This window comes from Abiotrophia sp., from assembly GCF_057275535.1.
In genome coordinates, this window is the sequence record NZ_DBHIRJ010000011.1 from 1 (window position 1) to 25,954 (window position 25,954).

A 25,954-nucleotide genomic window follows, 5' to 3' on the forward strand; every position below is an offset into this window, starting at 1 on the left:
TTGAAAACACCCCATAAGTTGGATTTTTATTGTCCAACTTATGGGGTGCAGTACACTTACGTGGGATGGCTTTTTTTATCTGATATAACGGAGACGGTGGGATTCGAACCCACGTGCCGGTTGCCCGACAAAATGATTTCGAGTCATTCCCGTTACGGCCTCTTCGGTACGTCTCCGGAACAAGCTTATTATAGCACCGGAATTCTTAGTCTGCAAGGCTTGACAAAGCCTCCTTTTATCCCTATGCTTAGGAGGTTAGAACCCTAATCTAGAAGAAGGAGGTTAAGGCAAGAAGGGCGCTGACACCAACTAACACCAGAGTAAGAAAAGAAGCGTTAAGTGATAGCGAGATGGAATGTTGCTCCTATACGAAAAAATGCTGGACATTTTGCGGTTTCTTTTCTGCATTCGCTGCATTTAATTGGTTCTGTCAGTTAAATGAAGCAGCTCGCTAAATTAAGGAGATGCTATTAAAATGGAAAATCAAGTATACCGCCGTAAAGGCGCCGTCACCACCCTACAATTAACCACCCTGGCCATCTTGTTGGCTATCCGCTTCGCCTTGGATTACCTACCTGAAGTCAATTTAGGCGTTACCAAAATGGGTTTTGGCTTTGTGGGGGCTGCCTTGACTGGCGCAATTGCCGGCCCAATCCCTGCCATGATTCTTGGCGCTGCCCACGATATTCTTAAGTTCGCTTTAGGCGGTGCTAAGGGGGACTACTTCCCAGGCTACACCCTAACTGCCATTGTCGGTGGGCTAATTTACGGGCTTGGCCTTCACCGCCAAGCTAAGACCCCTCTTCGAATCTTCCTGACTGTCTTGGCTATCACCTTCATCTGTAACTTGGGGCTCAATACCCTCTGGACCATGATGGTTCAGCAAAAAGCCATTATGGCCATCTTGCCTGTACGCTTCTACAAAAACATGGCTTCCCTAGTGGTCAATTCCGTCGTCCTCTATTACTTATTCAATAATGCGCCAATCAAACGAATCATGGAACAGATTCAATTCCCTAGCCTTTTGAGCAAAAAATAAAACTAGCCAAGACAGTCCGTCTGTCTTGGCTTTTTTCTTTCTTGGGCGTATAATCAAGGTCAAAGAAAGGAGGCTTGCTTATGAAAGCCATTGGAACCCAAACTCTCATCACAGAAGACCTTATTTTACGACGATTTGAACTATCAGATGCGCCTGCCATGTTCAACAACTGGGCGGGCCGTCCCGACAATGTCACCTACCTGATCTGGCCGGCTCACGCCGACTTAAGCGTCACTCAAGCCATCCTAGAGCGTTGGGTAGCCTCCTATCAAGACGGAGATTCCTTTAAATGGGCCATCACTCTCAAATCCCAGCCTGACCAAGTCATTGGCGATATTAGTGCCCTCGACTATGTGCCTGGCACCAATTCCATGACCATAGGCTATGTCTTAGGACGAGATTACTGGGGCAAAGGCTACATGACCCAAGCCCTCATTGCGGTCAGCCGTTTCCTCTTGCAAGAAGCAGACCTCAATCGACTTAGTACCACCCATGATACTGCCAATCCTGGATCTGGTCGCGTCATGCAAAAGGCAGGCTTCCACTTTGAAGGCATTCTACGCCAAGCCGGGCACAACAACCAAGGCATTGTGGATATCGCCCACTATAGCCTGCTCAAATCTGATTTATAGGCCAGACAAAAATCCCATTATATCATATATGATATAATGGGATTTTTAATTTACCCCGTGTATCCATAAAAAAAGAGACTGGCAAGGCCAGTCCCATTTGCTATTAAGCGTTAAGTTTGCGTTCTTGTTCAACTGCAGCTTGAGCTAAGATGTTGAGGTAGTTCCAAGGACGGTCAAAGACAGGTTGGAAGAAGAAGTCAACATAAGCCAAGTCTTCAATGGTCATCTTGTTTTGGATAGCCAAGGACAAGGTGTTAGCAGAAGCGGTACAGTCGTATTTAGACATTACTTGCCCACCTACGATACGGTTGGTCCCTACTTCGTAAACTAACTTCATGTAGATTTTCTCGTTTGTTGGCATGAATTCTGGACGGTAGTTGTCCACCACGTATACTGAACGAGTGTCTAAACCGAAGTGCTTAGCAGAACCTTCATTAACCCCAGTTGAGCCAATGTTCCAACCGAAGAGGTGGAGACCAGAAGTTGATTGAGTCCCACGGTAACGAACTTTGTCGCCCGCGATGTTCTTACCAACCAAAGCACCCATACGCACAGCGTTAGTTGCTAATGGAATGTAAGCATGGCCACCGTTAGGGTTGTAGTTAACCGCACAGGAGTCACCCGCTGCAAAGACATCTGGATGGCTAGTCTTCATGTAGTCGTCAACAATGATAGCACCGTTAGGCATGGTTTCAACTTGGTCTTTAACTAAGTCAGTGTTTGGACGGAAACCTACACAGAGGATTACCATGTCAGCTTCGTATTCGCCACCAGTGGTTACCACTTTCTTCACGACGCCATTTTCGCCTTTGAAGCCTTGAACCATTTCGTTAAGGCGTACTTCAACGCCACGGTTACGCAAGTCTTCTTCTAAGATATCCGTGAATTCTGGGTCTAAGTATTTGTTCAAGATACGGTCTAAACCGTCAAGCAAGGTAACGTCTTTACCTTCTAAGTTGAAAGCTTCAACGAGTTCAATCCCGATGTAACCCCCACCGATAACTACCACTTTTTGCTTGTCAGTCTTCTTAGCGAAGATTTCTTTTGCTTGGTTGTAGTTCTTGCAGAGTTGAACGTTTTCTAAGTCTAAACCTTCTAATGGTGGGATGATTGGCCAAGAACCAGTCGTTACCACTAACTTGTCATAAGTTTCTTCGAATTCTTCACCAGTTTTGAGGTTTTTAACGCGTAAGGTCTTGGCTTTCAAGTCAGCCTCTAAAACATCGTGTTCCATGTTGACTTTAGCACCTAAAGAAGCTAATTCTTCTGGGCTTGAGTAGAAGAGCCCTTGAGGATCTTTCACAACCCCACCGACGTATAAAGCAATCCCACAAGACAAGAAGGATACGTTGTCATTACGTTCGTAAACAACAACTTCCGCTTCTGGGTGATCATTTAAAATAGTTTTAACAGATGCTGTTCCTGCATGAGTACAGCCAACTACTACTACTTTCATATTTTTTCTTCCTCCTTAAGATATTGCTTAGCAACAGATACATCATACCATATATACAGTAAAAAAGGTAGCTTTTTAAGCTCTTTAAAGCAAGTTTTTTGAGCGTTTACATCCCTGATTTAACAAGACTCTTATCCACCTTGCTTTCACAAAGTTTTTTCATTTTTCCCTGTCCACTAGAAAAGGTATCTTTTTCTGTCTTTTTCCGGCAAAAGATTGAAATTTAAGCCAAAATTCTGTATAATATAATAAGATAATTAAATCACAAAAGGAGATGTCAGTTCACATGCGTAAAAAATTATCTATCCTTTTCGCAGCTTTGTTCTTGGTCTTTGCTAGCCTCGGTCACACCTTGTCTGTCTTAGCCCAAGATTCTTCCAAGCCCGATACAACTTCAGGGGCGTCCGAGAAAAAATATACGGACCCAGCTGAACTCAAGGAAAGCTATGACGTAGTCGTTGTCGGTTCCGGTGGTGGCGGTATGGCCGCAGCAATCGCAGCCCATGACGCTGGAGCCAACGTTGTAATCTTCGAGAAAATGCCAATCGTGGGTGGGAATACTAGCAAGTCTTCTGCTGGGATGAACGCCAGCGAAACCAAATTCCAAAAGGAAGCTGGCATTGAAGACTCTAACGACAAGTTCTACGAAGAAACCTTCAAGGGCGGGAAAGAAAAGAACGATCCAGAATTGCTTCGCTTCTTAGTAGATCACTCTGCTAGCGCCATTGATTGGTTAGACTCTATGAACATTAAGCTAGATAACTTAACCACTACCGGTGGGATGAGCGTTAAGCGTACACACCGTCCATCAGATGGTTCTGCAATTGGGGGCTACTTAGTAGAAGGCCTCTACGCTAACGTAACTGAGCGTAAGATTCCAACCTTTGTTAACTCTGATGTAACAGAAATTACGGAAGAAAATGGCGCTGTTTCTGGCGTTAAAGTGACCGTTGAAGGCCAAGAAAAAACTATCAAATCTAAGGCTGTTGTCTTAGCTACAGGTGGTTTCGGGGCTAACTTAGACATGGTCAGCCAACTTAAGCCAGAACTCAAAGGCTTTGTTACAACTAACCAAGAAGGTTCCCAAGGGGACGGTATCAAGATGGCCGAAAAATTGGGCGCACAAACCGTTGATATGGATCAAATCCAAATCCACCCTTCTGTTGAACAAAAGACTTCTTACTTAATCACTGAAGCCGTTCGTGGTGAAGGTGCGATCTTAATCAACCAAGAAGGTAAACGTTTCTTCAACGAATTAGAAACCCGTGATAAGGTTTCTGCTGCCATTATCGGCCAAGAAGGAAAAGCAGCTTACGTAGTCTTCGACGAAGCCCTTAAGGGACGCGTTAAAGCCATCAACCAATACGAATCTAAAGGCTTAGTGGTCAAAGGTGACACTATTGAAGACTTAGCTAAAGAAATTGGTGTTGACCCAGCTAACTTAAAAGCTAGCCTGGAAACTTGGAACAAGGCTGTTGCTGATAAGAAGGACGACGAATTCGGCCGGACAACCGGGATGGACAACGACTTGTCACAAGCACCATACTACGCGATTAAAATTGCTCCTGGGATTCACCACACCATGGGTGGTCTTAAGATTAACACTAACGCACAAGTCCTCAACAAGGAAAACCAACCAATCAAAGGTTTGTACGCTTCTGGTGAAGTAACTGGTGGGGTTCACGGTGCTAACCGTATCGGTGGTAACGCCGTTGCCGACATCATTATCTTCGGTCGCCAAGCTGGTGAACAATCTGCTGCCTTTGTCAAAGAATAAGGACAAGTCACACCTCCCTTTTGGGAGGTGTTTTTTGTATGGTTAGAAGCTGTCAAATTGTCTTGTTTTTTTGTGATTTTGGGTCATCTTTTTTCCGCAAACAAACATTTTTATGATATAATTAATAAGAATTCGTCAGTACAAATTTAAGGGGGCCATCATCATCGAAAAGTTACTTTCTAAGACGCATAAGCGTCAACTCCAGTTATTAAATATCCTCCACGCTTCTGATGACGCTCTGCCATTAGACCAACTGGCTGATACCCTCGACTGTTCTACTCGTATCTTGAAGGAAGACCTCCAGCAAATTGCCAGTAATCTGCCACAGTATGAGATTTCAGTCCAGCCTGATGGCGCTAAAATGGTCAATCGCTTCACGGTCGACATCAACCTAGCCTACCAATTCTACCTGGCTAACTCTGTCCACTTCCAAGTTTTAGAATACCTCTTCTTCCACCCCCAAACTGAAATGGAAGAGGTCCTAGAACACTTTTTCATGAGTTACCCTACCTTCTACCGAACCATTCGTCGTATTAACCGTTGGTTTAATGGCCTCTATAATATTCAGGTATCTACCAAACCGCTAGCCATCATAGGTAATGAGAATGAGATTCGCTTCTTCTTTGGCCAGTACTTCGCTGAGCGCTATCCCTCAACTACTTGGCCGTTTGAAGATATCAAAGAAGCCCATGTAGACAAATTCGTGGCCACCTTCATCAAGATTTTGGATCGGCCACTGGATTTCTCCCTCTACTACCTGATTAAGCGCGCAACTATTATTAACATCAAGCGTCACCACTTCAAACGGGACCTTCCACTCCACATAACCAATGTTTCGAGTCGTTTTGCTCAGGCATTAGAGCAAAAAGCAGACCAGGAATTTATTCGATCTTTATCTGACTATGTGGGAGAACCTTTGGGAGACATCGTGCTGTCTAACCTACTCTACCCATTCTTGCGGGATGATTTCTTCTACACCTATCAAGATATGCTAAAGGCGTCGCGCCTACAAGCCTCCATCCATACTTCACTGACTCAGGCTCAGCTTATGATTGAGGATATTCGCCAGCATTTCAATCTTGAAATCAGCAACCCAGAAGTTCTGACCATCCTCTTCCACAACGCCTCTTCTGTTGAATGTTACGAGGTATTCGCTAAATCTGAAATTTTCCGACGTCGGGCAACTTGGATGAGCCATCTCTACGAAGATTTTCCAGACTTCTACAATTATATTGAGAAATCTGTTATTCAATACCGTCAAGCCAATAAGCTTCATACAGGCCCTGAAATTGTTCGATACTTAATCTACACCATCTTCTCTACTTGGTCTGAATTAATTCCTCAGCTCATGAAATGCCAGAAGAAGATTCGCGTGGGGATTTTCAGTAATATTAACTCTTCCCACTCCTTGATGATTCGTGACCTCTTGGCTTGTTCTTGCTCCCAGCAACTTGAATTCCATGCCCCGCAGGTTCTCTATCAGAATGTCCGGGAAGTGATTCGTTCTGAATATGACGTTATTCTCAGCAATGTGCCTATCCCACAATTGCATTCTAAATTATTCATCAATATCAATGCCATTTCCATTGAAACGCTGATTGAACGACTTAATAATATTGGCAATGAGCTTGCTCAGTGCTCTCAAGAAAGTTAATAAATAGCCGGAAGACTAAGTCCTCCGGCTATTTTGTTATATAAAAGAAAGCCGGGATAAACCCAGCTTTCTAATTAATCGATTAGTCGATTTCTACACGGTTTTCTTTCAAGTGCCAGATATCGCGGTTGTATTCTGCAATGGTCCGGTCAGATGAGAAGAAGCCAGCCTTAGCAATGTTAATCAAGGCTTTCTTGTTCCATTCAGTACGGTTTTCGTAGTCAGCTAACATCTTTTCCTTCACTTGGATGTATTCTTCCAAGTCAATTAAGGTCATGAACCAGTCTTTGCTGATTAATTCATGATGTAGACGGTTGAGGCGCTCTTCGTTCCCTGCTGCTAACATCTTATCGCTCACGATGAAGTCAACTAATGGACGAATCGCGTCATGCTCGTAGTAGTCACGTGCTACATAACCTTGAGTTTCGTAGAGCTTGATGATTTCATCACTGTGCTTACCGAAGATGTAGATATTGTCATCACCAACTAATTCGTGGATTTCCACGTTAGCACCATCTTCAGTCCCTAAGGTCAAAGCACCGTTCAACATGAACTTCATGTTACCAGTACCACTTGCTTCCTTAGAAGCCAAGGAGATTTGCTCGGAAATGTTACATGCTGGAATCAAGTATTGAGCACGTTCTACGTTATAGTTTTCAACCATTACCAATTGTAAGTGTGGGCTTACTTCTGGATCATTAGCAATTACTTGAGACAAGGTCAAGATTAAGTGAATAACGTCTTGAGCGATTGTATAAGCTGGTGCAGCCTTCCCACCGAAGAAAACAGTCAATGGAGTTGCTGGAATGTTGCCGGCTTTAATGTCTAAGTACTTGTTAATTACGTAGAGAGCGTTCATTTGTTGACGCTTGTACTCGTGCATACGTTTGATTTGGATGTCAAAAATAGAGTGCTCGTTAATGTCTACGCCTTGTACTTCCTTGAGGTAGTGTTTGAGGCGGAGCTTGTTATTGAACTTGATAGACTCTAACTTATCTAAGACTGCTTGGTCGTTGACATAGTTGAGTAAGCCTTCTAACTCAGCAGTGTGGTGCCATTTACGGCCAATCAAGGAGTCGATGTAGTCAGACAATTCCTTGTTAGCATCCATAATCCAACGACGGAAGGTAATCCCGTTAGTCTTGTTGTTGAATTTTTCTGGGTAGATTTCGTAGAAGGCATGTAATTCTGACTTCTTCAAGATATCAGTATGCAGAGCTGCAACCCCGTTTACAGAGAAACCGTAGTGGATTGACAAGTGAGCCATGTGAACACGGTCAAATTGGTCGATGATTTGTACTGCGTCGTTATCTGGGAATTGTGCTTTAATACGAGCATCCAAGTTACGGATAATGGCCATCACGTTAGGAATTACTTCTTCCAAGAAGGATACAGGCCATTTTTCTAAGGCTTCAGCCAAGATTGTGTGGTTAGTGAAGGCAGTCATGGAACGAACGATTTCTACTGCTTCATCGAACTCAATCCCGCGTTCGCCCAAGAGACGAATCATTTCTGGGATAACTAAGGCTGGGTGAGTGTCGTTAATTTGGATCACTGCGTAGTCTGCCAAGTCGTGTAAGTTGCTGCCCTTAGCGACTGCTTCTTCCAAGATCAATTGAGCCCCGTTAGATACCATGAAGTATTGTTGGTAAATACGTAATACTTCACCTGCGTGGTCAGAGTCATCTGGGTAGAGGAAGAGGGTCAAGTTCTTCTCGATGTCGTGTTTGTCGAAGGAAATGCCATCTTCAATAATGTCAGAAGTCACGCTGTCTAAGTCGAAGAGACGGAGACGGTTACGCTTAGTTTGTTTGTAACCTAATACGTCGATATCATAAAGGGTAGAATGCAAGGAGAACTTGCGGAAAGGAACAGTATAAGCCTTCTTGCTTTGGATAGTCCAGTCATCGCCAGTCAACCAAGCATCTGGAATAGTCGTTTGTTGGTTGTCTTTGAATACTTGACGGAAGAGCCCGAAGTGGTAGTTCAAACCAACCCCGTCCCCGTTGATCCCTAATTTGGTGATAGAGTCAACGAAGCAGGCAGCCAAACGACCCAAGCCCCCGTTACCTAAGGAAGGTTCATTTTCAGCTTGTTCGATATCCATGATAGATTTGCCGTGAGCTTGTAACTCAGCGTTCACTTCATCGTAGATACCTAAGTTCAAGAGGTTGTTGCTCAAAAGTTTCCCGATTAAGAACTCTGCAGAGAAGTAGTAGAGTTTTTTCTTGTCATCGTGAGTTGGTAATTCGCGAGATTTGTCACGCGTAATATCTAAAAGGGCTTTGTAAAGTTCTGCATCGTTACAAGCATCAATTGATTTATTGAAAAGCTTGTTAGTGTAGTTTTCTAAAATAGTCATGTTTAACTCCTTATATTGATTAGGCCGTAAGCCTCAAAGATCTTTCTGATTAACAGGTAGGCAAGCAAGAGGTGTTAGAAGAAATCTCCTAACACCGGCCACATTTATTTACGGGTCTTGCTGGGTATTACTTAGTTGCGGGCTTTTTGGCTTTTTGGCCTTTTGAACTTCAGTAGTCTTAGTTGACTTAGTCTCTTCCGCTACTTCAGCCTCTTCACTTGCTACTTTGAAGGCAGGATTCAAACGGCAGTAGGTAGTTGTCAACTCCAATAATTCTTCCGCTAATTGGTCAGTCAGAGCATCTGACTTCATACGCCATTTCCAGTTGTTACCTAAGGTAGATGGCACGTTCATACGCGCTTCGTTACCTAAGTTCAACAAGTCTTGCATGGTGTAGATTGCCATCTTGCTGACAGCAGCAGCAATCCCGCGGTTGAGGGCATGAGAAACTGTTTCATTTTCCCCACGTCTCATGTAGGCATTGAAGAATTCACGTGATGCCTCATCAGCTGAGTCTTGGAACCAGCCTAAACCAGTTTCGTTATCGTGGGTTCCCACATAACATACAGAATTATAGACGTAATTGTGAGGTAAATCAACTGAATCCCCTCCGCCAAAACCAAATTGCATGATCTTCATACCTGGGAAGCCGGTTTCATCCCGCATATCAATTACTTCCTGGGTCATGAAGCCTAAATCTTCAGCAATAATCTTCACGTCGCCTAGTTCCTTGCGAATAGCACGGAAGAGGTCGCTACCTGGGCCTTTGACCCACTCACCATTAATAGCAGTGGTGTCGCCAAATGGAATTTCCCAGTAGGACTCGAAGCCACGGAAGTGGTCAATCCGAACCACATCGTAGAGCTTGAAGCTTTCCTTAAGACGAGTAATCCACCAAGCATAACCGTCAGCCTTCATAGCATCCCAGTTATAGATTGGGTTACCCCATAGTTGGCCATCAGCAGTAAAGGCATCTGGTGGGCAACCAGCCACTACGCTTGGTTGGTGATCTTCAGATGTCTTGAAGTAATGTGGGGTCATCCACATTTCAACACTATCCGCTGCAACATAGATTGGCATGTCCCCAATAATCTCAATGTGTTGAGCATTGGCATATTTCTTAAGTGCTTGCCATTGGATGTTGAAGAAGTATTGCACTACACGGTGGTAGGTCAAGACATCCGCTAATTGTTGACGCAAATGAACGATAGTCGCTTCATCGCGCAAGGTAGCTTTTGGATCCCATTGGAACCATGGCTTGAGATCATAGTGCTCCTTGATTGCCATGTATTCACAGTATGGCTCCAACCATTCATAGTTGTCCGCCAAGAATTGTTGGTAGTCCTTCTTGTCAGCTTTAGCCAAGAAGTTAGCGACTGCCTTCTCCAAGATTGGACGACGTTCTGTATAGACCTTGGCATAGTCCACATATTCTGGATGGTCACCGAAGTCTACCCCAGCATAATCAGCTTCTGTCAGCCAGCCTGCTTCAACTAGGAGATCCAAGTCGATGAAGTGAGTGTTGCCGGCAAAGGCAGAGAATGATTGATAAGGGGAGTCTCCATAAGACGTGGTCCCTAGAGGCAAAATTTGCCAGTATTGTTGGCCTGTTTTTGCCAGGAAATCGACAAAATCATAGGCAGATTGCCCGAAAGACCCAATCCCAAACTTAGATGGGAGAGATGATATATGAAGGAGTACGCCACTCGTACGTTGCATACCCAAACCTCCTTTGCATATTTTCTTTTTTTTTGACAACTCTAATTATACGCAAACGGTTTGCAAGTGCAATGCCTTTTCCTGATGTTCTCGGTATCAGAATATCAGTCATTAGAACTGGTTTCAAAACTTACAAGCAAATCCCTTGTTTCCTAGTCATATCAGGCTTAAAATGAGTCTAAAGACCATTAGTTTAAGGAGGATTTTTTCATGACTCACCCTACCCTATTTTTTAGTGACAAGTGCCCCGATACCCAACCTTTTGTAGCTGGACTTGAAGCTCGTGGTATCCGCTATGATGCAGTCAATATTACGAATTCCATGCGGGAACTCAAGGCCTTTCTCCACTTGCGTGATAGCCGACCAGAGTTTCAAGCTGTTAAGGATGGCGCTAGAGTTGGGGTTCCTGTCTTGCTTAAGGAAGATGGCAGCCTTCATTTTAGCTTAGACAGCCTTTAAGCTAGCCCTATATCAAAAAAGAAACTGGGACTTAGGTCCTGGTTTTTTAGTGTTTGCCATAGTAACGGCGGTGGCCGTCGATTTTATCTAAGACAAAGCCTGCTTCTTGGCTTTGGCGAGCTACTTGATAGTCCGCTTCTTGTGGCAAGCGCTGAGCGAAAATCCGCTCGTAGTCCTGGACAGATAGGGCTTGGCGGCGCTCCAGGTGAGCCTTTAAGGCTGCCAGATCCAGAGCCTGTCTAAAGCCTTCTTGTAGCGTCCCAGAAAAAAGTTCGGCGACCGCGCCTGAACCATAGGAGAAGAGTCCCAGACTGTCCCCTGCTACTAAATCCTCTACTTCTGTCAAATAGGACAGGAGGCTGAGATAGAGGGATCCGGTGTAAATATTGCCTACCTGACGCCCCAAACGTGTAGCCGGTTCATAGGCTGCCTGCCAACGCTCAATCAGATTGGCATCCAGGCTTCCTTTTTGAGCCAAGGCATCCAAGGCCTTCTTGCCCATCTTGGTAAATGGCAGATGGAAGACCACATTGCGCCAATTTTCAGGCGATAACCCTGCTTGTTTAGCTGACGCCATGACCTGACAGAAGCAATCTTGGTAGAGTTCAGTCGAGAATTTGCCATCTACTAGCGCCACGTCAGAATAAGATGGACGCCAGAAATCAAATTGGTTATCAGTATAAGAAATAGATTGGCTATCCAAGGCCAAAATCCGCGGATTAGCAGAGATGAGGAGGGCTACTGCCCCAGCTCCTTGCGTAGGCTCACCTGGCGTGCCAAGACCGTAGCGGGCGATGTCGGTGGCCACTACTAGTACCTTACGGTCTGGTCGTAGGCGAACGTAGTCACAGGCCGACTGGAGCCCAGCGGTCGCCCCGTAGCAAGCTTGCTTGATTTCATAGGCCTTACAGTAAGGTTGAAGGGCCAATAATTCATGTAAGTAGCTGGCCACTGATTTGGAATAGTCGAAGGCCGACTCTGTCCCGACAATGACTTGGTCAATAGCTAAACGGTCATGCTCATCTAAGATGCTAGCTGCTGCATTGGCTGCCATCGCAACTACATCTTGGTCCAGAGGTGGCACGGCCATCTTGTCTTGGCCAATACCAATCGTGTATTTACTTGGCTCAACACCACGGGCTTGAGCTAATTCGGTCATTTCAATATAGTATTGGGGCACATAGAGCCCGATTTTGTCTATACCGACAGTTACGGTCATCTTTTATCACCTATATTCCTAATTTGTCACGCTTATTGTACCACGAAAAAGGCGCCTTTATCTTAAAGGCGCGCTAACTTAATAAATTTTTTAACTTCCCTCTTGGCTGCGTAGCTGGGCCAAGACTTGCTCTGCTAAAGTCCGGTTCATGGTAGGGGCCTGACGCAAGGCCTTTACCAGAGCAGGCACTTCCTCTAGGCTGGCACCGACTTGAAGGGCCAAGGACCGGGCTTGCAAGGCCATATGGCCCTTTTGAATGCCGTCAGTCACTAGGGCTCTCAAGGCAGCAAAGTTCTGGGCTAGGCCGACTGCTGCAATGATTTGAGCCAGCTCACGGGCATTGGGCTTGCCTAAAATAGCCAGGGCCAATTGGGCCGTTGGATGGACAGCTAGGGTCCCGCCAACGGTCGCAAGGGACAAGGGCAGGGTTAATTCCCCTTCTAGTCTTGCTTGGTCAGCGGAAAGGGTCCATTGACTGAGGCCCCGATATTGACCATCCCGAGCCGCATGGGCGTGGACACCGGCTTCCACCGCTCGCCAGTCATTGCCTGTGGCAAGCAAGACCGCATCTACCCCATTCATAATACCCTTATTGTGGGTCACCGCCCGACGTGGATCCAACTGGGCCACACGACTGGCTTGACTCAAACGTTTGGCCAAAGTCAAGGCCTGCTCTGGATTGGCGTGAAGCTGGGAAACAGGTAGGCTAACCTGGGCTTTGACTAGGAGCTTGTCACCATGATTAGAAAGAATCCGCAGGAGGGCTTGACCACCCAGGCTTGCTTCAACTTCAGGTGCTAGCGCCTCTAGGACCGTATTCATGACATTGGCGCCCATGGCATCGCAGGGATCCAGACTCAAATAGACACAAAGAAAATCGCCCTGGTCATCCCCGTAGCTATCGGCCCATAAATCGCAGGGGCCGCCACCACGAGCCACCATGCTAGGACAGGCTGCCCGAGCTAGGTTCAGCCAGTGGTCTTTTTGAACCAAAACTTGCTCAAGCCCGCTAGCCAGGTCTTCAATATCGGTTAGCACAATCTGACCGATTAATTGGCGACTCAAAACCTGAGACTGGATATTGCCCAGACGTTTGCCCCCGTTGCTGGCGGCCGCCACCACACTAGGCTCTTCAATAGCCATTGGCACCACATAGTCTCGCCCATTAATTTTGAAGGTCGGAGCCAGACCAAAAGGCAGACTATAATTGCCCACATAGTTCTCAATCAACTGGTTGGCCACTGACTCTGGCAAGGCAAGGGCTGTTTCTAGGGCTTGGCCTTGCCCTCTCTCTTCTAAATAAGTCGCCAAAATGGCCCGGCGCTGGCCGATTTCTTTCTGATAGAAAGCTCCAAAATCTGCTGGCATCTTAGATCCTCCTCAAGACGTATTCTACCTCCTTAGTATAGCATGTCCCACGCCACTTGGGAACGCGGGACTTTTGCAAAAAGTTAGCTAGCGTGCTATACTACAGCCATTAAGTAGGAGGAATATTCCATGACTCAGAAGCTCATCCAGGATCGCTACCAGGCGGTCTTAGACTGTATCCAAAAACATAGCCCAGAAGGCAAGGCCCCTCAGCTAATTGCCGTCAGCAAGACCGTGGGCGCCGACCAAATTCAAGCCCTCTATGGTTTAGGCCAACGGCATTTTGGCGAGAATCGCTATCCTGCCCTCTTAGAAAAGCAGGCCGCCCTAGCCCAAACTGCTCCAGACATTGTCTGGCACTTCATCGGCCGGGTCCAAACCCGCCAGGTCAAGGAGTTTATCAATCAAATTGACTATCTCCATGCCCTAGACCGCTTTGACTTAGCCAAGGAAATTCAAAAGCGGGCTGACCACCCCATCAAGTGCTTCCTCCAAGTCAATGTCTCGGGTGAAGAGAGCAAGACAGGCTATGAGCCCGAACAAGTCTTTGCAGCCATCGAGCAACTAGCTCCTTACGACAAGATTGAAATCGTAGGCCTGATGACCATGGCGCCAGCCGATGCCCTAGAAGGCGAGCTCCACTTCTTCTTCAAGACTCTCAAACATCTCCAACTCCTAGTCCAAGAAGCCGGCTATCCTCATGCTCCTTGTACTGAGCTCAGCATGGGCATGAGCCAAGACTATACCATGGCCACCGAGGAAGGTGCTAGCTTCCTGCGTGTGGGCAGTGCCCTATTCGCGCCTGAAGGCTATTAAGTTATGCTATCAAGAAAAGACCCCTGAAGCCAGGATTCCAAATGGCTTCAGGGGCTTATTTTATTGTTTTTAACGTTGACGGGCTGCCTTGAGGTCAGACAGTTTCACCACTAGGCGGCCATCTTGGGTATAGCAGAAGTTGCGTACCTTGCTAGCATCAGCCATCACTTCAATGAGACGGTCGCGGTAAGGCTCAGCCAACTCGTCGAAGAGGAACTCATCATCAGACAGTTGCAGTTGTTGACGTTGGGCCTCAATTTGTCCTTGAGTCCAGAGTTGATAGCTACGACTTGGCAAATTGCCTTGGAATTTGCGTTTTTCAATCCGGTAGACGTAACGGTCATCATCATAGGTGATTTCCAAGGCCCCGGTATTAGTCCGCGTCTCCTTGACATCCCGATGGTGTTCCTTGTGGATGCGCCACCAGGTGTAAATAGCGTTGAGGGCTTCTTCCTCCGTCAGGTAGGATCCATGCTCCTTGCGGGCATCTGTATAGCGGTCTACCCAATAGTTCGTGTACACAACTTTTTCCATATAAGAACCTCCTTGTTAAGCGTTTCCATAATCTTATTATAGCATAGCCTTATGAAATAGCAATGAAAAAGCCGACTACTTTGGCAAGTCACTGCTAAGTAGTCGGCTATGGTCTTATGGCTTGACTTCTTGAATAGAAAATTGGTTACCCTGTAAATCCAGGGCCTTGCCGGTCAGAATTTGAGCCACTAAACGCGTGACCGTGGTCTTATCATATAGGACCTTAATAGAAGATGGCTCTTCTACTATTTCCACATTCTTAAACTCAAAGTAACGCGGTGTGATGTCTTGGTCATAGTCACTATGCTCGACATAGTCCAGCCTTTCCTGGCTGGCCTCCTGCTTCTTACTTGGATCAGCCAAGGAAGTTCTTTGGGGGTTCTGGGTTAGTTGATAAAAATCATCTAGCACTTGGTCGGTCTGACTGTCGCGGTTAAAGCGATAGGTCTCTGGCAGGTAGAGACGGACCGTCGTGTCCTTGATTTCAATGGCCACTAGACTGCTGTCGGCCCTATCATTGCGAAAGACCACTTGGCGCGGACTGGCTGCCGCCGAAGTCCAAGTGACCAAGCTAACCAGAATAGCTAGAAAAGGAATGAGAAATTGTTTGAGTGCTTTCATCTCGGACACCTCCACATTCTGTGTGTCAGTCTCTCCTTAAGATTGACTGATGCTGGCTAAAAGGACGATTAGGCACCAACATAGAGTCTTTAACAGGCAAGGCCTCCTACTAAACAAGTCATATCAAGTTCTATCACTGGTTTACTTTCACGCTCTCTTCTTTCAAATATTCGGCTATTTCTTGGTCTAGGGCTAGGCTACTTATACCTGCCTTCAACTTCATGTAAGTGCTTGCAGATAGTATACGCCTCCCTACCTTGCCTGTCAATAGGCCACTCATTTTACCCATCATTAGAAAAAGGCTGGGACGACAATCCCAACCTTTTAATCTTTTATTCAACTGTAACGGACTTAGCCAAGTTACGTGGTTTGTCCACGTCTAGGCCACGGCCTAGGGCAGTATAGTAAGCAATCAATTGAGTCACGACAACCATGGCCAGTGGGCTCAATAATTTGGTTACATTTGGTACCACGAAAAAGTCGTCTTCCTTGGCTACTTCTTGGCTTGCAATCACAACGGCTTGGGCGCCACGTGCCTTGACTTCTTCCACGTTACCGCGGGTATGAGCGGCTACGCTTGGGTCGCTGATTAAGGCCAAGACAGGAGTCCCTTCCTCAATTAAGGCAATGGTCCCGTGCTTCAATTCACCCGCTGCAAAGGCTTCGGTCTGAATATAGGTAATCTCCTTGAGCTTGAGGGCAGCTTCCATGGACACATAATAGTCCAAGAGACGGCCGATATAGAAGGCATTGCGAGGTTCCATCAAGTTGGCGTTACACCATGCTTCAAGCTGGTCTTTCTCTGCCAAGATAGATTCCATGGCGCTAGCCACTAAGCTCAGCTCATGTGCCATATCGAAGTCTGTTTCCTTACCTAAGTGGCGGGCTAGGCAGTCTGCCAAGATGGCCATGACCGCGATTTGAGCAGTATAAGCCTTGGTAGAGGCTACTGCGATTTCTGGCCCTGCGTGTAGCAAGAGGGTATGGCTTGCTTCACGAGATAAGGTAGAGCCCTTAACGTTGGTAATGGTCAAGGATGGGTAACCCAACTCATTGACACGAACCAAGGCCTGACGGCTGTCTGCCGTTTCCCCAGACTGGGTCAAGAAGATAAAGAGCGGTTTACTGCTAAAGATTGGTAGGTCATAGGCAAATTCACTGGCTAAGAGGACATCAACTGGTTTGCCAGCCATCTTCTCAATCAAGTTCTTGCCGACCCAACCTGCATGGTAGCTGGTCCCGCAGGCCACCACATAGAGGCGGTCCGCTTCCGTTAAGGCAGCCAACAGATCTTCAGACACGTGGAAGTGGCCCTTGTCGCCTTGATATTCTTGGATCAGACGACGCATAACGGTTGGTTGCTCGTCGATTTCTTTGATCATGTAGTAAGGGTAAGCGCCCTTCTCTAAATCTGCCGCGTCTAATTCTGCTTTGAAGGCAGCACGCTCTACCACTTGACCAGCATAGGTTTCGATGGTCACAGCAGATGGGGTCAAGGTCACGAATTCCTTGTCCTTGATTTCTAGGTAGTCAGAAGTTAAGTGAATGGTTGCCATGGCATCTGACGCAATCAGGTTGTAGCCTTGGCCTAAGCCTACTAAGAGTGGTGATTTATTCTTCGCTGCATAGAGGGTATCTGGGGTCTCACTATCGATTAAACCGAAGGCGTAAGAACCGTGAATCAAGCTCAAGGCTTTCTTGAAGGCTTCTTTGCCAGACAAACCATCTTTTAAGGCAAAGTGCTCAATCAATTGAACTACGACTTCTGTGTCAGTATCAGACTTGAAGTCGACGTCTTGCAGATAGTTAGCCTTAAGGTCAGCAAAGTTCTCAATCACACCATTGTGCACTAAGGCAAAACGACCGCTAGCGGATAAATGTGGATGGGCATTGTATTGGGTAGCTGGCCCGTGGGTAGCCCAACGGGTGTGGCCAATCCCAACGGTGGCAGGTAAATCAAAATCCACAATTTCCTTGAGTTGAGCAATGCGCCCTACTTCCTTGAAGAAGCCCACGGTCTCATTGTTGCGCACAAAGATACCTGCTGAATCATAACCACGATATTCTAACTTTTCTAGGCCGGTAATCAAGGTTTCTTGAACCTTGCCCGCGCCGATCATTCCTACTACTCCACACATGGGGGTAACAACTCCTTTATTATCATAAATTAAGTTGCTTTTAGGTGCTTAGACAGAGCCTCTGTCCTGGGATTTGCATCCCCAGTTTTATGCTCTCTCTTGTGGACTGCACGGCCCCGGGTCATCCGCCGAAAATTCGATAAACCCGCTCCTCGTCCCCTTCTCATGTGAAGGGCTGGCGCTATCCATTGGTCTACAACTATCCTCCTTGACTTTGAATTTTCTAAAAGCTCCTTATACTTTACTATAAAGTATTTGTAATGTCAAAAATTCTCAACTCCTGATTAGACCGGGCTTGAGCTCACTTAAAAGCTCAAGCTAACAAAATTTATAGCCAAATATACATTTGTTATATAAGGGCATTTTCATAATTGATTCAAAAAAAATCCCTTTAAATCAGCCTTCTTGGCTAAAAACACGAACGTTCTTGTGAAATTGGCCCGACTATGTGAAAACAGCCAAATTCCCCCGTAAAAAAGTCGCGCTCAAACCCTATTTATAGGTGTAACCTATAAATAGGCAAGACTAGTAAGTTCATAGGCTAGTGCAAGCAAAGGCCTGCCCCCAAATCTGAAAGATTTGGGGCTGAAGACCTAAGAAAAGAAGAGGCTGGGAGTTTTCCCAGCCTCTTCTTTAATCAATTGGCATCACGATTAATCAGTTATGCTTAGATTTACGTCGATGAGTCAGTTGACAATACCGCTCATACCAGATATCCACGAATTCTGGTGCGAAGGGACCTTTCTTCTCTTCGATCCAGCGGACCAGTTCTTGGATATTATATTTGAGGATACGATCGATTTCTTCCGGATAGCGGTATCGCTTGCTGTGGAGCTCGTACTCGTCCAAGTCCAGCAGCCGCTTTTCCCCATCAGGAAATACCTTAATATCTAAATCATAGTCGATATACTTGAGCGCCTCATTATCAATCAGATAAGGAGAAGCCAAGTTACAGTAATAAGTAACGCCGCGTTTGCGAATCATGGCTACAATATTAAACCAGAAATGCTGGTGATAATAGAGTAAGGCTGCTTCCCGGGTTACCCAGCGACGACCGTCCGATTCCGTTACTAAAGTATGATCGTTACACCCAATGATGGATTGATCGCTGGTCTTCAATACCATGGTATCGCGCCAGGTCCGATGCAAAGACCCATCATGCTTATAACTTTTAATCGTGATGAACTCGCCTTCCTTGGGTTGTTTCATCACTGAACCTACTTTCCGTTCCAAATTGAACCGGTACTTCGACCGTTAACCAATACTCCGATATTATAGCACAATTTCACCTATTATGCTAAGGCTTTATGCGGACTTAGCAAATTTTTCTGAAAAGACTTAGACTTCTTCTTGCATTTGGTAGTAAAGTTGGCGCTTGGCCATGAGTTGGTCGTGAGTCCCTTGCTCCACAATGGCCCCATGATTCATAACAATAATCAGGTCCGCGCTGCGAATAGTAGCCAAGCGGTGGGCAATGACAAAGCTAGTCCGGCCGGCCATAAGCTGGTTGAAGGCTTCTTGGACCTTGAGTTCGGTATATGCGTCGATGGACGAGGTCGCCTCATCCAGCAATAAGACCTTAGGGGGCTTAATGAAAATTCGAGCCAAGGCTAGCAGTTGGGCCTGACCTTGCGACAGTCCCCCACCCTGTCCTGACAGGATAGTGTCATAGCCCTGGGGCAGGAGTTCAATAAAGTGATGAGCCTTAGCCGCCTTGGCCGCAGCAACTACCTCCTGGCGACTGGCCTCTGGTCGGCCAAAAGCAATATTGTCATGGACCGTCCCTGTGAAGAGCCAGGTTTCCTGGGGCACCAAGCCAAGTTGATCGCGCCAAGATTGTCGCCGATAGGTGGCAATAGCTTGGCCGTCTAACTCAATGGCCCCAGAGCTTGGCTCATAATAGCGCATGAGCAGGTTAATCATGGTGGATTTACCGGCACCAGTTGGCCCCACTACGGCTACCATACTGCCAGGCGGCACATGCAGATTGAAGTCTTGGATCAGGGGTTGGGCTGGGTCATAGGAGAAGGCCATGTCGACAAAGTCAACAGCGCCTTGAACCTGGTCTCCTGCTAGATCAAGCGTGGCATTTTCAACTAAGCTTGGCAAATCCAGAATTTGGTAGAGACGTTCGGCACAGGCAATGGCACCCTGAAGTTCCGATAAGACAGAGGAGATATCATTGAAGGGTTTGGTGTACTGGGTGGCATAGGCCAGAAAAGTCACCAATTCCCCTACCGTAAACTGGCCGCCCACTACCCGACTAGCCCCCACCCCAATTAAGAGGGCATAAATCAAGGCATTGACGAAGCGGGTCATCGGATTTACCGTTGAAGAATAGAAAGTCGCCCCCAAGCTTGCCTGGCTATAGGCCTGGTTCAAGGTTTGGAACTCGTCAGCTAGGAATTCCTGGGTATCTAGTTGCTGCAGCAAGGTCATTTGGCGAATGGTCTCCTCTACCCGCTGAGCCTGGTCACTCCGGGTATGAGCTTGATCCCGATAGCGGTGATAGCTTTGTTTGGCGATAAAACGGGCAATGAAGAGGGAGACTGGGGTCAGAATGACTACCAAGCCAAAGAGGACCAGGTCCATGCCCGCCATGAGATAAAGGGTCACACCAATCGTGAAGAGGCCACTCATGAGTTGAGTGAAGAGCATCATCAGGCCATCCGTTAATTGCTCCAAGTCATTGGTCAGGCGACTGACCAAGTCTCCCAGGCCAAAACCATCAAGGGTAGGCACCGGACTAACTTGAAGCTGGGCCATTACCTTTTGTCTTAGATCTGCCATATGGCCATAGACCAGTTGATTGTAGAGCCATGGATTGAGCCACTGGAAGGCAATGGTTAGGGCAATCAGCACTAACATTTGGACCAGCAAATCTTGCAAGACTCCTTGCTGCCCTGTCCCAATCCAGTCAATGGCTCGACCAATCAGAACGGGTAAATAGAGGACGAGACCGGCCTGAACTAAGGTGGATAGCAAGGCTAGGATCATGAGCCATGGTCGACTCGCCAAGCCTTTAAGTAGGCGTTTCATGACTTGACCTTGTCTCATTGGCGGTCACCTCCCTGGCTTTGGGTCTGGACTAGCGTCCGGTAGTAAGGATTGGATTGGGCTAATTCTTGGGCCGGCCCATATCCTGTAGCCTGGCCATCTTCTAAGACCAAGATTTGGTCAGCAAAACGCAAGGCATTCAAACGCTGCGAAACCATGATGACCATGAGGTCAGGCCGCGCCGCCTTTAGGCCAGACAGGAGGCGACTTTCGGTAGCATAGTCCAGGGCTGAAGTCGCATCATCTAGGATCAGACCTTTTTTGGCTTTGAGTAAGGCTCGGGCCACGGTCAGTCTTTGCCGTTGGCCACCCGAGAAATTACGACCAAAGGCCGTGACTTGGGCATCCAGTCCGCCCTTTTCGGCAACAAAGTCTGCTGCTTGAGCCAGGGCCAAGGCCTGCCATAAGTCCTGGTCACTAGCCCGGTCTTGAGCCAAGAGCAGATTAGAGCGAATGGTCCCCTTAAAAAGTTGGGCTTGTTGAGGCACCCAGGCTAAATCTTCAGCCTCTGGCCCCGCTAGGCTACCCTGGTCAGCCGGTAAGATGCCCAGTAGGAGTTTGATTAGACTAGTCTTACCTGCCCCGGTTACCCCGGTCAGGCCCAGCCATTGACCTTCTTGAAGTTGCAAGCTAACCTGCTTAATGGTCGGCATGGGACTACCTGGATAGGTGTAGGTCAGAGACTGAGCTCGCCAGATTGAATCAGAGCTTTCCCCTGTCACTTGGCTGCTTGTTTTCTGGTCTAAATCCTCTTCTGGCATAGCCAGGACTGCTTGAATTCTCTGAGCACTAATCCAGGCCTTGTTGAGGTTACCTAGGACAATGGTTGTTTTAATCAACTCACCCAAAATCAAGGTCAGATAGTTGACCAGAGCCACTAGCGCCCCTTTAGCTAGGAGCCCTTGACCCAGAGCCCAATCCCCTTGCCAGAGGACTAAGACTGTGGTGACATTAACGACTAGGTAAGTCAGCGGATTAGTTAGAGCTGCCAGGAAGCCGGTCTTTAATTGATGGCCAAGCAAGTTTTGATTAACCTGGTTATAGGTAGTCAGATAGCCCTCTACCTGATTAAAACTCCGGATGACCCGATAACCCGCCATGCCTTCTTGCGTGACTTGCACTATCTGGTCAGTAGCTTGGCGAATCTTAACATATCCAGGCGCTGTCAGCCCCATTAAGACCGCCAAAATCAGATATAGAACCAGAATCATGACTAAGAGATAGCTGGCCAACTGGGCATTGAGTTGCCAGGCCATATAGACCGCCCCGAAGACAATAAAAGGTGATCGCAAGAAGAGACGGAAGAAGATATTAAGCCCCGTCTGCACTTGATAAGTGTCATTGGTCACTCGCGTAATCAAGCTGGATTCCCCTAGACTCTGACGCTGGGACTCGGACAGGCGACTAATCTTTTGATAGAGGGCCTGGGTCAATTGCCGGGTATAGCCAATGGCCGCCTTGGCCGAAAAATACTGGGCCGTAATAGCCATGAGGACACCCGCCAGGGCCAGCCCCAACAAGAAGACAATGGATCCCCAAATGGCACCGTCACCCATCAAGATACGGTCAATAATTTGGGCCACTACCAAGGGTACCGCTAATTCAAGTAGGGCTTCCGCCAACTTAAGCAAGGGCCCCAAAAGGGCGACTCCACGGTAGCCCTTAAAAAAAGACCATAATGATTTCATCGGACGGCCTCCCTTTCATGGACTAGGACCTGCATGAGTTTTTCCTGCAAGGTAGACAGAGGTAGCTGGCCAACAGCCTCTGGCGCCACCCAGCACCAGCCTTCTTGGAGGGGACTAGTCGTATCCAGCCACAAGCCTACCAACTGCACCTGCCAAATTCGGTGGCTAAAGACATGTTTAACCTGACCCAGGGCTGGGCTGACCACTTGGCTACTTATGGAGCTATCACCCTCTACCAGAGCCTCTCCCCTTAACCAATCTAAGAGTGGCTCAGTCAATTCGGCCGCCGTCACTTCTTCATAGACCATGCTTTGTTCCAGCATTGGGAAATGCCAAAGGCCTGTCAGGAGTTCATTCTCCCCATGACGGCGCAGGAGCCAATTGCCTTGGCTATCCACAAGAAAGTAGGCGGTCAAATCATGCCGAGTTTGTTTGACTTTTTTGCTCTTGACCGGATACTGGTCAGAATCCCCAACTTGATAGGAAGCATCATATGTCGCCAAGGGATGATTATCTGGCCGGGGATTGCTTGGCGTCATGACGCAGGCTCCCAAATCCATCATGGCCTGGTTAAAATCTCCTGGCCGATCTGGGTCAATCAAAATATCCAGAATTTCCATAAAGACCTTACGACTTTTAGGCAGGGCAATGTCATCTTTAAGGCGGAAGAGACGGGCTACAATCCGGAAGAGGTTGCCGTCCAAAGCCGGCGCCACCCGACCAAAGGCCATGGAGGCGATGGCAGCTGCCGTATAGGGACCAATCCCTTTGAGACTTAAGAGACTGTCAACTTGGTCAGGCATCTGACCGCCAAAGTCAGCCATAACTTGTTGGGCAGCCGCCTGCATATTGCGGACTCGGCTATAGTAGCCCAGGCCCTGCCAGAGATTGAGCAGGGTCTCTTCTGGTGCTTGAGCTAAGTCGGACACTGTGGGCAAGGCCGCCATAAAACGTTGATAATAGGGAATAACAGTAGCCACCTGGGTTTGTTGCAACATAATCTCGCTGACCCAGATGGCATAGGGATCCTGACTCTTACGCCAGGGCAAATCACGCTTATTTTTATCGTACCAGGCTAGGAGGTCTTTCCGAAAGGCCTGGACACGGGTCTGATCCCAAGCTGCCATAGCTTGAGGCCAGCTACTTCTAGAATTAGTCATATAGAGACGTTCCTTCCTACTAACATTCTCATTTATTATAACCAAAAAAAGCCCGGGAACCAAGTTCAATCACTTGTTTCCCGGGCAGGAAGATGCTTAGTTAAAATGACGGGTTACCACCTGAAGGCGATCTGCTAAGAAGCCCGATACGACTGCTTTGAGGATGTCACCTGGTACAAAGGTCAAGGCAACCGTCACTGCTTTGGTCAAATCCATATGCGCGAATTGCACGAAACCCCAAATCCCCATGACCGTTACAATTGGAACGGTGATGATAAGGGTCCGCAAAGCGTAGGAGACAAAGCTTGGCTTCTTGCCCTTGAAGATAGACAACAAGGTATAGGCAATTGGGAAGGAGAAGAGGTAACCCCCTGATGGTCCTACAAAAGAAGCAAATCCACCGCGACCACCAGCAAATACCGGTAAGCCTACAGCCCCTAGCAATAGGTAGAGTAAGATAATCGCCAAGGCTTGTTTAGGTTTATAGACCAAACCAATCAAGCAGAGGGCAAAAGTCTGCATGGTAATAGGTGCTGGGAAACCCCACAAGGGGAAGGACAAATAGGAGCAGACGATTAAAACTGCCAAGCCTAAGGCCATGCGGGTTAAGACACGAACATCTTTAAAATCATTGAACATTAGTAAATCTCCTTTATTTGGGGCTAGGGCCCCTATAATAATAGCTATGTTATGAGTATAGGCAATTCGCCCTTTAATGTCAACCTATCGATAGGGTAAGGTTAACGCAAAAACAAAAAAAGAACAGGCCACCCATCCTAACCATAAGAAAAAGGCTGAGACCTAGATCCCAGCCCTTCCCTACTATGGGTTTTGACTGTTGCTTGTGCTATTAGCAGGTTGAAGCTTCAGGTCTTCGCTAAGCGTCTGAATCAACTTAGGCACCAAAGTGAAGGTAACGCTATAGGTGGTCACTTCAGGCGCTGGGTTGGCTGCCTGTCCTTGCATTTGAGTCTCTTGAGTTTCTTGACCTTCTTGACCCTCTTGGCTTGAGCTAGCAGAATCTACTACTGGTTTCTTTTCAGGAACGGAAATGGTTAGGCTATAGTCATGACCTTGCCAGCGTTCCTGGTAGCGACTCTTGTCCAAGGCGAAAGTCTTGATAACATGGTAGGTTTGACCCGGCGCCAATTCCTTGCCATAAACTTGGTTGGTTAAGACATAGTCACTGTTAATCGGATCCCCATTAATGGTTAAGACTGTATTGCCGTCAACTGGCAAGAGCGTCTTCTGGGACTTGTTGGTCACATCATATTCGACGGAAACAATCACGGCCCCATATTTAAAGTTACGGAAGGATTCTTCGTTGTAGCTATTTGGTTGGAAATCACTGACTTCCAAACGCGTAATCGTCACATCGATACCTTCATCACTTTCCTTAAGCTTGGGCTTATCGTCAGCCAAGACCTTCTTAGTCCCCCAGTATTCTGTGGTTAGACGGTCGGGCACATGAGTGGCAGATTCTTTGAGCGATTTAGCTGCTTCATCCTTGGCTGGCAGATAAAGTAACTGCTCGTCACCTAAGCTATTAACGCTAATCCCGGTAATATCAGATTCACTTCGCTTAGGAGAAACCACCTTGATATAGAAGTAGCCATCTTCCTGAACACGTTTGACTGAACTAGCGCTTAAACCAAAGACTAGGTAGCCAGAAACTGTTTGACCAGCATCAATAGTCCCCTTGTTGTCAGATAAGGTTTGGGCTAGGTTGCCATCTTCTGCTGGATAGAGTTGATAACTTGGCGATACTTCTAAACTAGCTTCGTTATAAGATAACTTAAGCTCCTCAATCGGATAATGCACGGTTTCTTTGGTCTTATTGGTGATAGAGACGTGCATAACCACCAATCCCCCGCCACCTTCTTCAAAGTTGAACTCATTCTCTAATTCTTTGGCAAAACTATTAACTGTGTAGAGTCGCAACATATCCACTGTCACGGCAAAATTCTGTTGGTCTGCCTTAAAATCATCATCTGTTTGATAAAAGGCTTGGGGATTAATTTTAACCTGGCTACTTTGCTTAAGCAATTCTTCTAATTGATTGTAGGCCTCACGGCTAACTGAGGTATCTGCCTCTTGGTAGGAAGAGCTAGACTCGGCAGGGTCTACCATCTTGACTTGGCCACTGGAAGACGACTCAGTCTGAGCACTGACTAAGAGTGCTCCTTGGCTCAAGCCGGTCGCTAGGGCTAGACCCAATAGGGTCACACGTTTGAATACTTGTTTTACTGACATCC

At 47.0% G+C, this 25,954-nt stretch carries 20 protein-coding genes, 1 tRNA gene and 1 riboswitch; of the genes, 6 read left to right on the forward strand and 15 right to left on the reverse strand.

Annotated features, from left to right (window positions below; translation table 11 throughout):
• Positions 1-88: 88 nt before the first annotated feature.
• Positions 89-176, reverse strand: a tRNA-Ser gene (locus ACO53F_RS08445).
• 138 nt (positions 177-314) lie between these two features.
• A riboswitch (THF riboswitch) is annotated at positions 315-416 on the forward strand.
• Positions 417-475: 59 nt separating this feature from the next.
• On the opposite strand from ACO53F_RS08445, the gene ACO53F_RS08450 reads away from it, so the two are divergent.
• Both ACO53F_RS08450 and ACO53F_RS08455 read left to right on the forward strand, forming a co-directional pair.
• Positions 476-1,039, forward strand: coding sequence for a folate family ECF transporter S component (locus ACO53F_RS08450; RefSeq protein WP_485138078.1), 564 nt, complete (start codon positions 476-478; stop codon positions 1,037-1,039).
• Positions 1,040-1,119: 80 nt separating this feature from the next.
• The gene (locus ACO53F_RS08455) at positions 1,120-1,671 is read left to right on the forward strand and encodes a GNAT family N-acetyltransferase (protein WP_485138079.1); all 552 of its coding nucleotides are present in this window, start codon (positions 1,120-1,122) and stop codon (positions 1,669-1,671) included.
• 103 nt (positions 1,672-1,774) lie between these two features.
• Here the strand turns inward: ACO53F_RS08455 and ACO53F_RS08460 are convergent, their stop codons facing one another.
• Positions 1,775-3,127 carry an FAD-dependent oxidoreductase gene (locus ACO53F_RS08460; RefSeq protein WP_485138080.1) on the reverse strand — a complete coding sequence of 451 codons (1,353 nt, stop codon included), beginning with the start codon at positions 3,125-3,127 and terminating at the stop codon, positions 1,775-1,777.
• 286 nt (positions 3,128-3,413) lie between these two features.
• Between ACO53F_RS08460 and ACO53F_RS08465 the strand changes: the two genes are divergently transcribed.
• Together ACO53F_RS08465 and ACO53F_RS08470 are read left to right on the forward strand one after the other, a co-directional pair.
• The gene (locus ACO53F_RS08465; protein ID WP_485138081.1) at positions 3,414-4,904 is read left to right on the forward strand and encodes a flavocytochrome c; all 1,491 of its coding nucleotides are present in this window, start codon (positions 3,414-3,416) and stop codon (positions 4,902-4,904) included.
• 163 nt (positions 4,905-5,067) lie between these two features.
• The gene (locus ACO53F_RS08470; RefSeq protein ID WP_485138119.1) at positions 5,068-6,558 is read left to right on the forward strand and encodes an AcpB/EbpR/MafR family transcriptional regulator; all 1,491 of its coding nucleotides are present in this window, start codon (positions 5,068-5,070) and stop codon (positions 6,556-6,558) included.
• Positions 6,559-6,640: 82 nt separating this feature from the next.
• On the opposite strand, the gene ACO53F_RS08475 is transcribed toward ACO53F_RS08470, so the two are convergent.
• Together ACO53F_RS08475 and malQ are read right to left on the reverse strand one after the other, a co-directional pair.
• On the reverse strand, positions 6,641-8,920 hold the full coding sequence (locus ACO53F_RS08475; protein ID WP_485138082.1) for a glycogen/starch/alpha-glucan phosphorylase: 2,280 nt from the start codon (positions 8,918-8,920) through the stop codon (positions 6,641-6,643).
• Between the two features lie 108 nt (positions 8,921-9,028).
• Entirely contained in the window at positions 9,029-10,639 is a 1,611-nt protein-coding gene (gene malQ, locus ACO53F_RS08480) for a 4-alpha-glucanotransferase (RefSeq protein ID WP_485138083.1), read from the reverse strand.
• A gap of 210 nt (positions 10,640-10,849) precedes the next feature.
• Between malQ and ACO53F_RS08485 the strand changes: the two genes are divergently transcribed.
• Positions 10,850-11,098: a hypothetical protein gene (locus ACO53F_RS08485; protein WP_485138084.1), complete on the forward strand. Its 249-nt coding sequence runs from the start codon at positions 10,850-10,852 to the stop codon at positions 11,096-11,098.
• Positions 11,099-11,144: 46 nt separating this feature from the next.
• Here the strand turns inward: ACO53F_RS08485 and ACO53F_RS08490 are convergent, their stop codons facing one another.
• Both ACO53F_RS08490 and ACO53F_RS08495 read right to left on the reverse strand, forming a co-directional pair.
• Entirely contained in the window at positions 11,145-12,317 is a 1,173-nt protein-coding gene (locus ACO53F_RS08490; RefSeq protein ID WP_485138085.1) for a hydroxymethylglutaryl-CoA synthase, read from the reverse strand.
• A gap of 90 nt (positions 12,318-12,407) precedes the next feature.
• The gene (locus ACO53F_RS08495; RefSeq protein ID WP_485138086.1) at positions 12,408-13,685 is read right to left on the reverse strand and encodes a hydroxymethylglutaryl-CoA reductase, degradative; all 1,278 of its coding nucleotides are present in this window, start codon (positions 13,683-13,685) and stop codon (positions 12,408-12,410) included.
• A 129-nt stretch (positions 13,686-13,814) separates the two neighbouring features.
• On the opposite strand from ACO53F_RS08495, the gene ACO53F_RS08500 reads away from it, so the two are divergent.
• Positions 13,815-14,501 (forward strand): YggS family pyridoxal phosphate-dependent enzyme, encoded by a 687-nt coding sequence (locus tag ACO53F_RS08500; RefSeq protein WP_485138087.1) that lies wholly within the window; start codon positions 13,815-13,817, stop codon positions 14,499-14,501.
• A 69-nt stretch (positions 14,502-14,570) separates the two neighbouring features.
• Here ACO53F_RS08500 and ACO53F_RS08505 read toward each other — a convergent pair whose 3' ends face one another.
• The 9 genes from ACO53F_RS08505 to ACO53F_RS08545 form a co-directional block, all read right to left on the reverse strand.
• Positions 14,571-15,035, reverse strand: a complete 465-nt coding sequence (locus tag ACO53F_RS08505; protein ID WP_268445006.1) for a hypothetical protein — start codon at positions 15,033-15,035, stop codon at positions 14,571-14,573.
• A 114-nt stretch (positions 15,036-15,149) separates the two neighbouring features.
• The gene (locus ACO53F_RS08510; RefSeq protein WP_485138088.1) at positions 15,150-15,656 is read right to left on the reverse strand and encodes a hypothetical protein; all 507 of its coding nucleotides are present in this window, start codon (positions 15,654-15,656) and stop codon (positions 15,150-15,152) included.
• Between the two features lie 332 nt (positions 15,657-15,988).
• Positions 15,989-17,794 carry a glutamine--fructose-6-phosphate transaminase (isomerizing) gene (glmS, locus tag ACO53F_RS08515; protein WP_485138089.1) on the reverse strand — a complete coding sequence of 602 codons (1,806 nt, stop codon included), beginning with the start codon at positions 17,792-17,794 and terminating at the stop codon, positions 15,989-15,991.
• Positions 17,795-18,451: 657 nt separating this feature from the next.
• A complete protein-coding gene (gene ntdP, locus ACO53F_RS08520; RefSeq protein WP_023391066.1) occupies positions 18,452-19,003 on the reverse strand; it encodes a nucleoside tri-diphosphate phosphatase in 552 nt (183 codons plus the stop codon).
• Between the two features lie 129 nt (positions 19,004-19,132).
• Complete coding sequence (locus ACO53F_RS08525; RefSeq protein ID WP_485138090.1) at positions 19,133-20,851, reverse strand: ABC transporter ATP-binding protein; 1,719 nt, start codon at positions 20,849-20,851, stop codon at positions 19,133-19,135.
• The gene (locus ACO53F_RS08530) at positions 20,848-22,539 is read right to left on the reverse strand and encodes an ABC transporter ATP-binding protein (RefSeq protein ID WP_485138091.1); all 1,692 of its coding nucleotides are present in this window, start codon (positions 22,537-22,539) and stop codon (positions 20,848-20,850) included. Before ACO53F_RS08530 ends, ACO53F_RS08525 begins: the two co-directional genes overlap by 4 nt.
• Positions 22,536-23,699, reverse strand: coding sequence for an A/G-specific adenine glycosylase (gene mutY, locus ACO53F_RS08535; RefSeq protein WP_485138092.1), 1,164 nt, complete (start codon positions 23,697-23,699; stop codon positions 22,536-22,538). Before mutY ends, ACO53F_RS08530 begins: the two co-directional genes overlap by 4 nt.
• A 96-nt stretch (positions 23,700-23,795) precedes the next feature.
• On the reverse strand, positions 23,796-24,338 hold the full coding sequence (locus ACO53F_RS08540) for a biotin transporter BioY (protein WP_424617415.1): 543 nt from the start codon (positions 24,336-24,338) through the stop codon (positions 23,796-23,798).
• Positions 24,339-24,521: 183 nt separating this feature from the next.
• Positions 24,522-25,952, reverse strand: a complete 1,431-nt coding sequence (locus ACO53F_RS08545) for a hypothetical protein (protein WP_485138093.1) — start codon at positions 25,950-25,952, stop codon at positions 24,522-24,524.
• Positions 25,953-25,954 lie beyond the last annotated feature (2 nt).

Coding starts and splice junctions, on each gene's coding strand:
- ACO53F_RS08495 (WP_485138086.1), bottom strand. CDS start 13,685: ATGCCAGCAGATTTTGGAGCTTTCTATCAGAAAGAAATCGGCCAGCGC.
- glmS (WP_485138089.1), bottom strand. CDS start 17,794: ATGTGTGGAGTAGTAGGAATGATCGGCGCGGGCAAGGTTCAAGAAACC.
- ACO53F_RS08490 (WP_485138085.1), bottom strand. CDS start 12,317: ATGACCGTAACTGTCGGTATAGACAAAATCGGGCTCTATGTGCCCCAA.
- ACO53F_RS08510 (WP_485138088.1), bottom strand. CDS start 15,656: ATGAAAGCACTCAAACAATTTCTCATTCCTTTTCTAGCTATTCTGGTT.
- ACO53F_RS08545 (WP_485138093.1), bottom strand. CDS start 25,952: ATGTCAGTAAAACAAGTATTCAAACGTGTGACCCTATTGGGTCTAGCC.
- malQ (WP_485138083.1), bottom strand. CDS start 10,639: ATGCAACGTACGAGTGGCGTACTCCTTCATATATCATCTCTCCCATCT.
- ntdP (WP_023391066.1), bottom strand. CDS start 19,003: ATGAAACAACCCAAGGAAGGCGAGTTCATCACGATTAAAAGTTATAAG.
- ACO53F_RS08500 (WP_485138087.1), top strand. CDS start 13,815: ATGACTCAGAAGCTCATCCAGGATCGCTACCAGGCGGTCTTAGACTGT.
- ACO53F_RS08530 (WP_485138091.1), bottom strand. CDS start 22,539: ATGAAATCATTATGGTCTTTTTTTAAGGGCTACCGTGGAGTCGCCCTT.
- ACO53F_RS08485 (WP_485138084.1), top strand. CDS start 10,850: ATGACTCACCCTACCCTATTTTTTAGTGACAAGTGCCCCGATACCCAA.
- ACO53F_RS08455 (WP_485138079.1), top strand. CDS start 1,120: ATGAAAGCCATTGGAACCCAAACTCTCATCACAGAAGACCTTATTTTA.
- mutY (WP_485138092.1), bottom strand. CDS start 23,699: ATGACTAATTCTAGAAGTAGCTGGCCTCAAGCTATGGCAGCTTGGGAT.
- ACO53F_RS08540 (WP_424617415.1), bottom strand. CDS start 24,338: ATGTTCAATGATTTTAAAGATGTTCGTGTCTTAACCCGCATGGCCTTA.
- ACO53F_RS08460 (WP_485138080.1), bottom strand. CDS start 3,127: ATGAAAGTAGTAGTAGTTGGCTGTACTCATGCAGGAACAGCATCTGTT.
- ACO53F_RS08525 (WP_485138090.1), bottom strand. CDS start 20,851: ATGAGACAAGGTCAAGTCATGAAACGCCTACTTAAAGGCTTGGCGAGT.
- ACO53F_RS08475 (WP_485138082.1), bottom strand. CDS start 8,920: ATGACTATTTTAGAAAACTACACTAACAAGCTTTTCAATAAATCAATT.
- ACO53F_RS08505 (WP_268445006.1), bottom strand. CDS start 15,035: ATGGAAAAAGTTGTGTACACGAACTATTGGGTAGACCGCTATACAGAT.
- ACO53F_RS08450 (WP_485138078.1), top strand. CDS start 476: ATGGAAAATCAAGTATACCGCCGTAAAGGCGCCGTCACCACCCTACAA.
- ACO53F_RS08465 (WP_485138081.1), top strand. CDS start 3,414: ATGCGTAAAAAATTATCTATCCTTTTCGCAGCTTTGTTCTTGGTCTTT.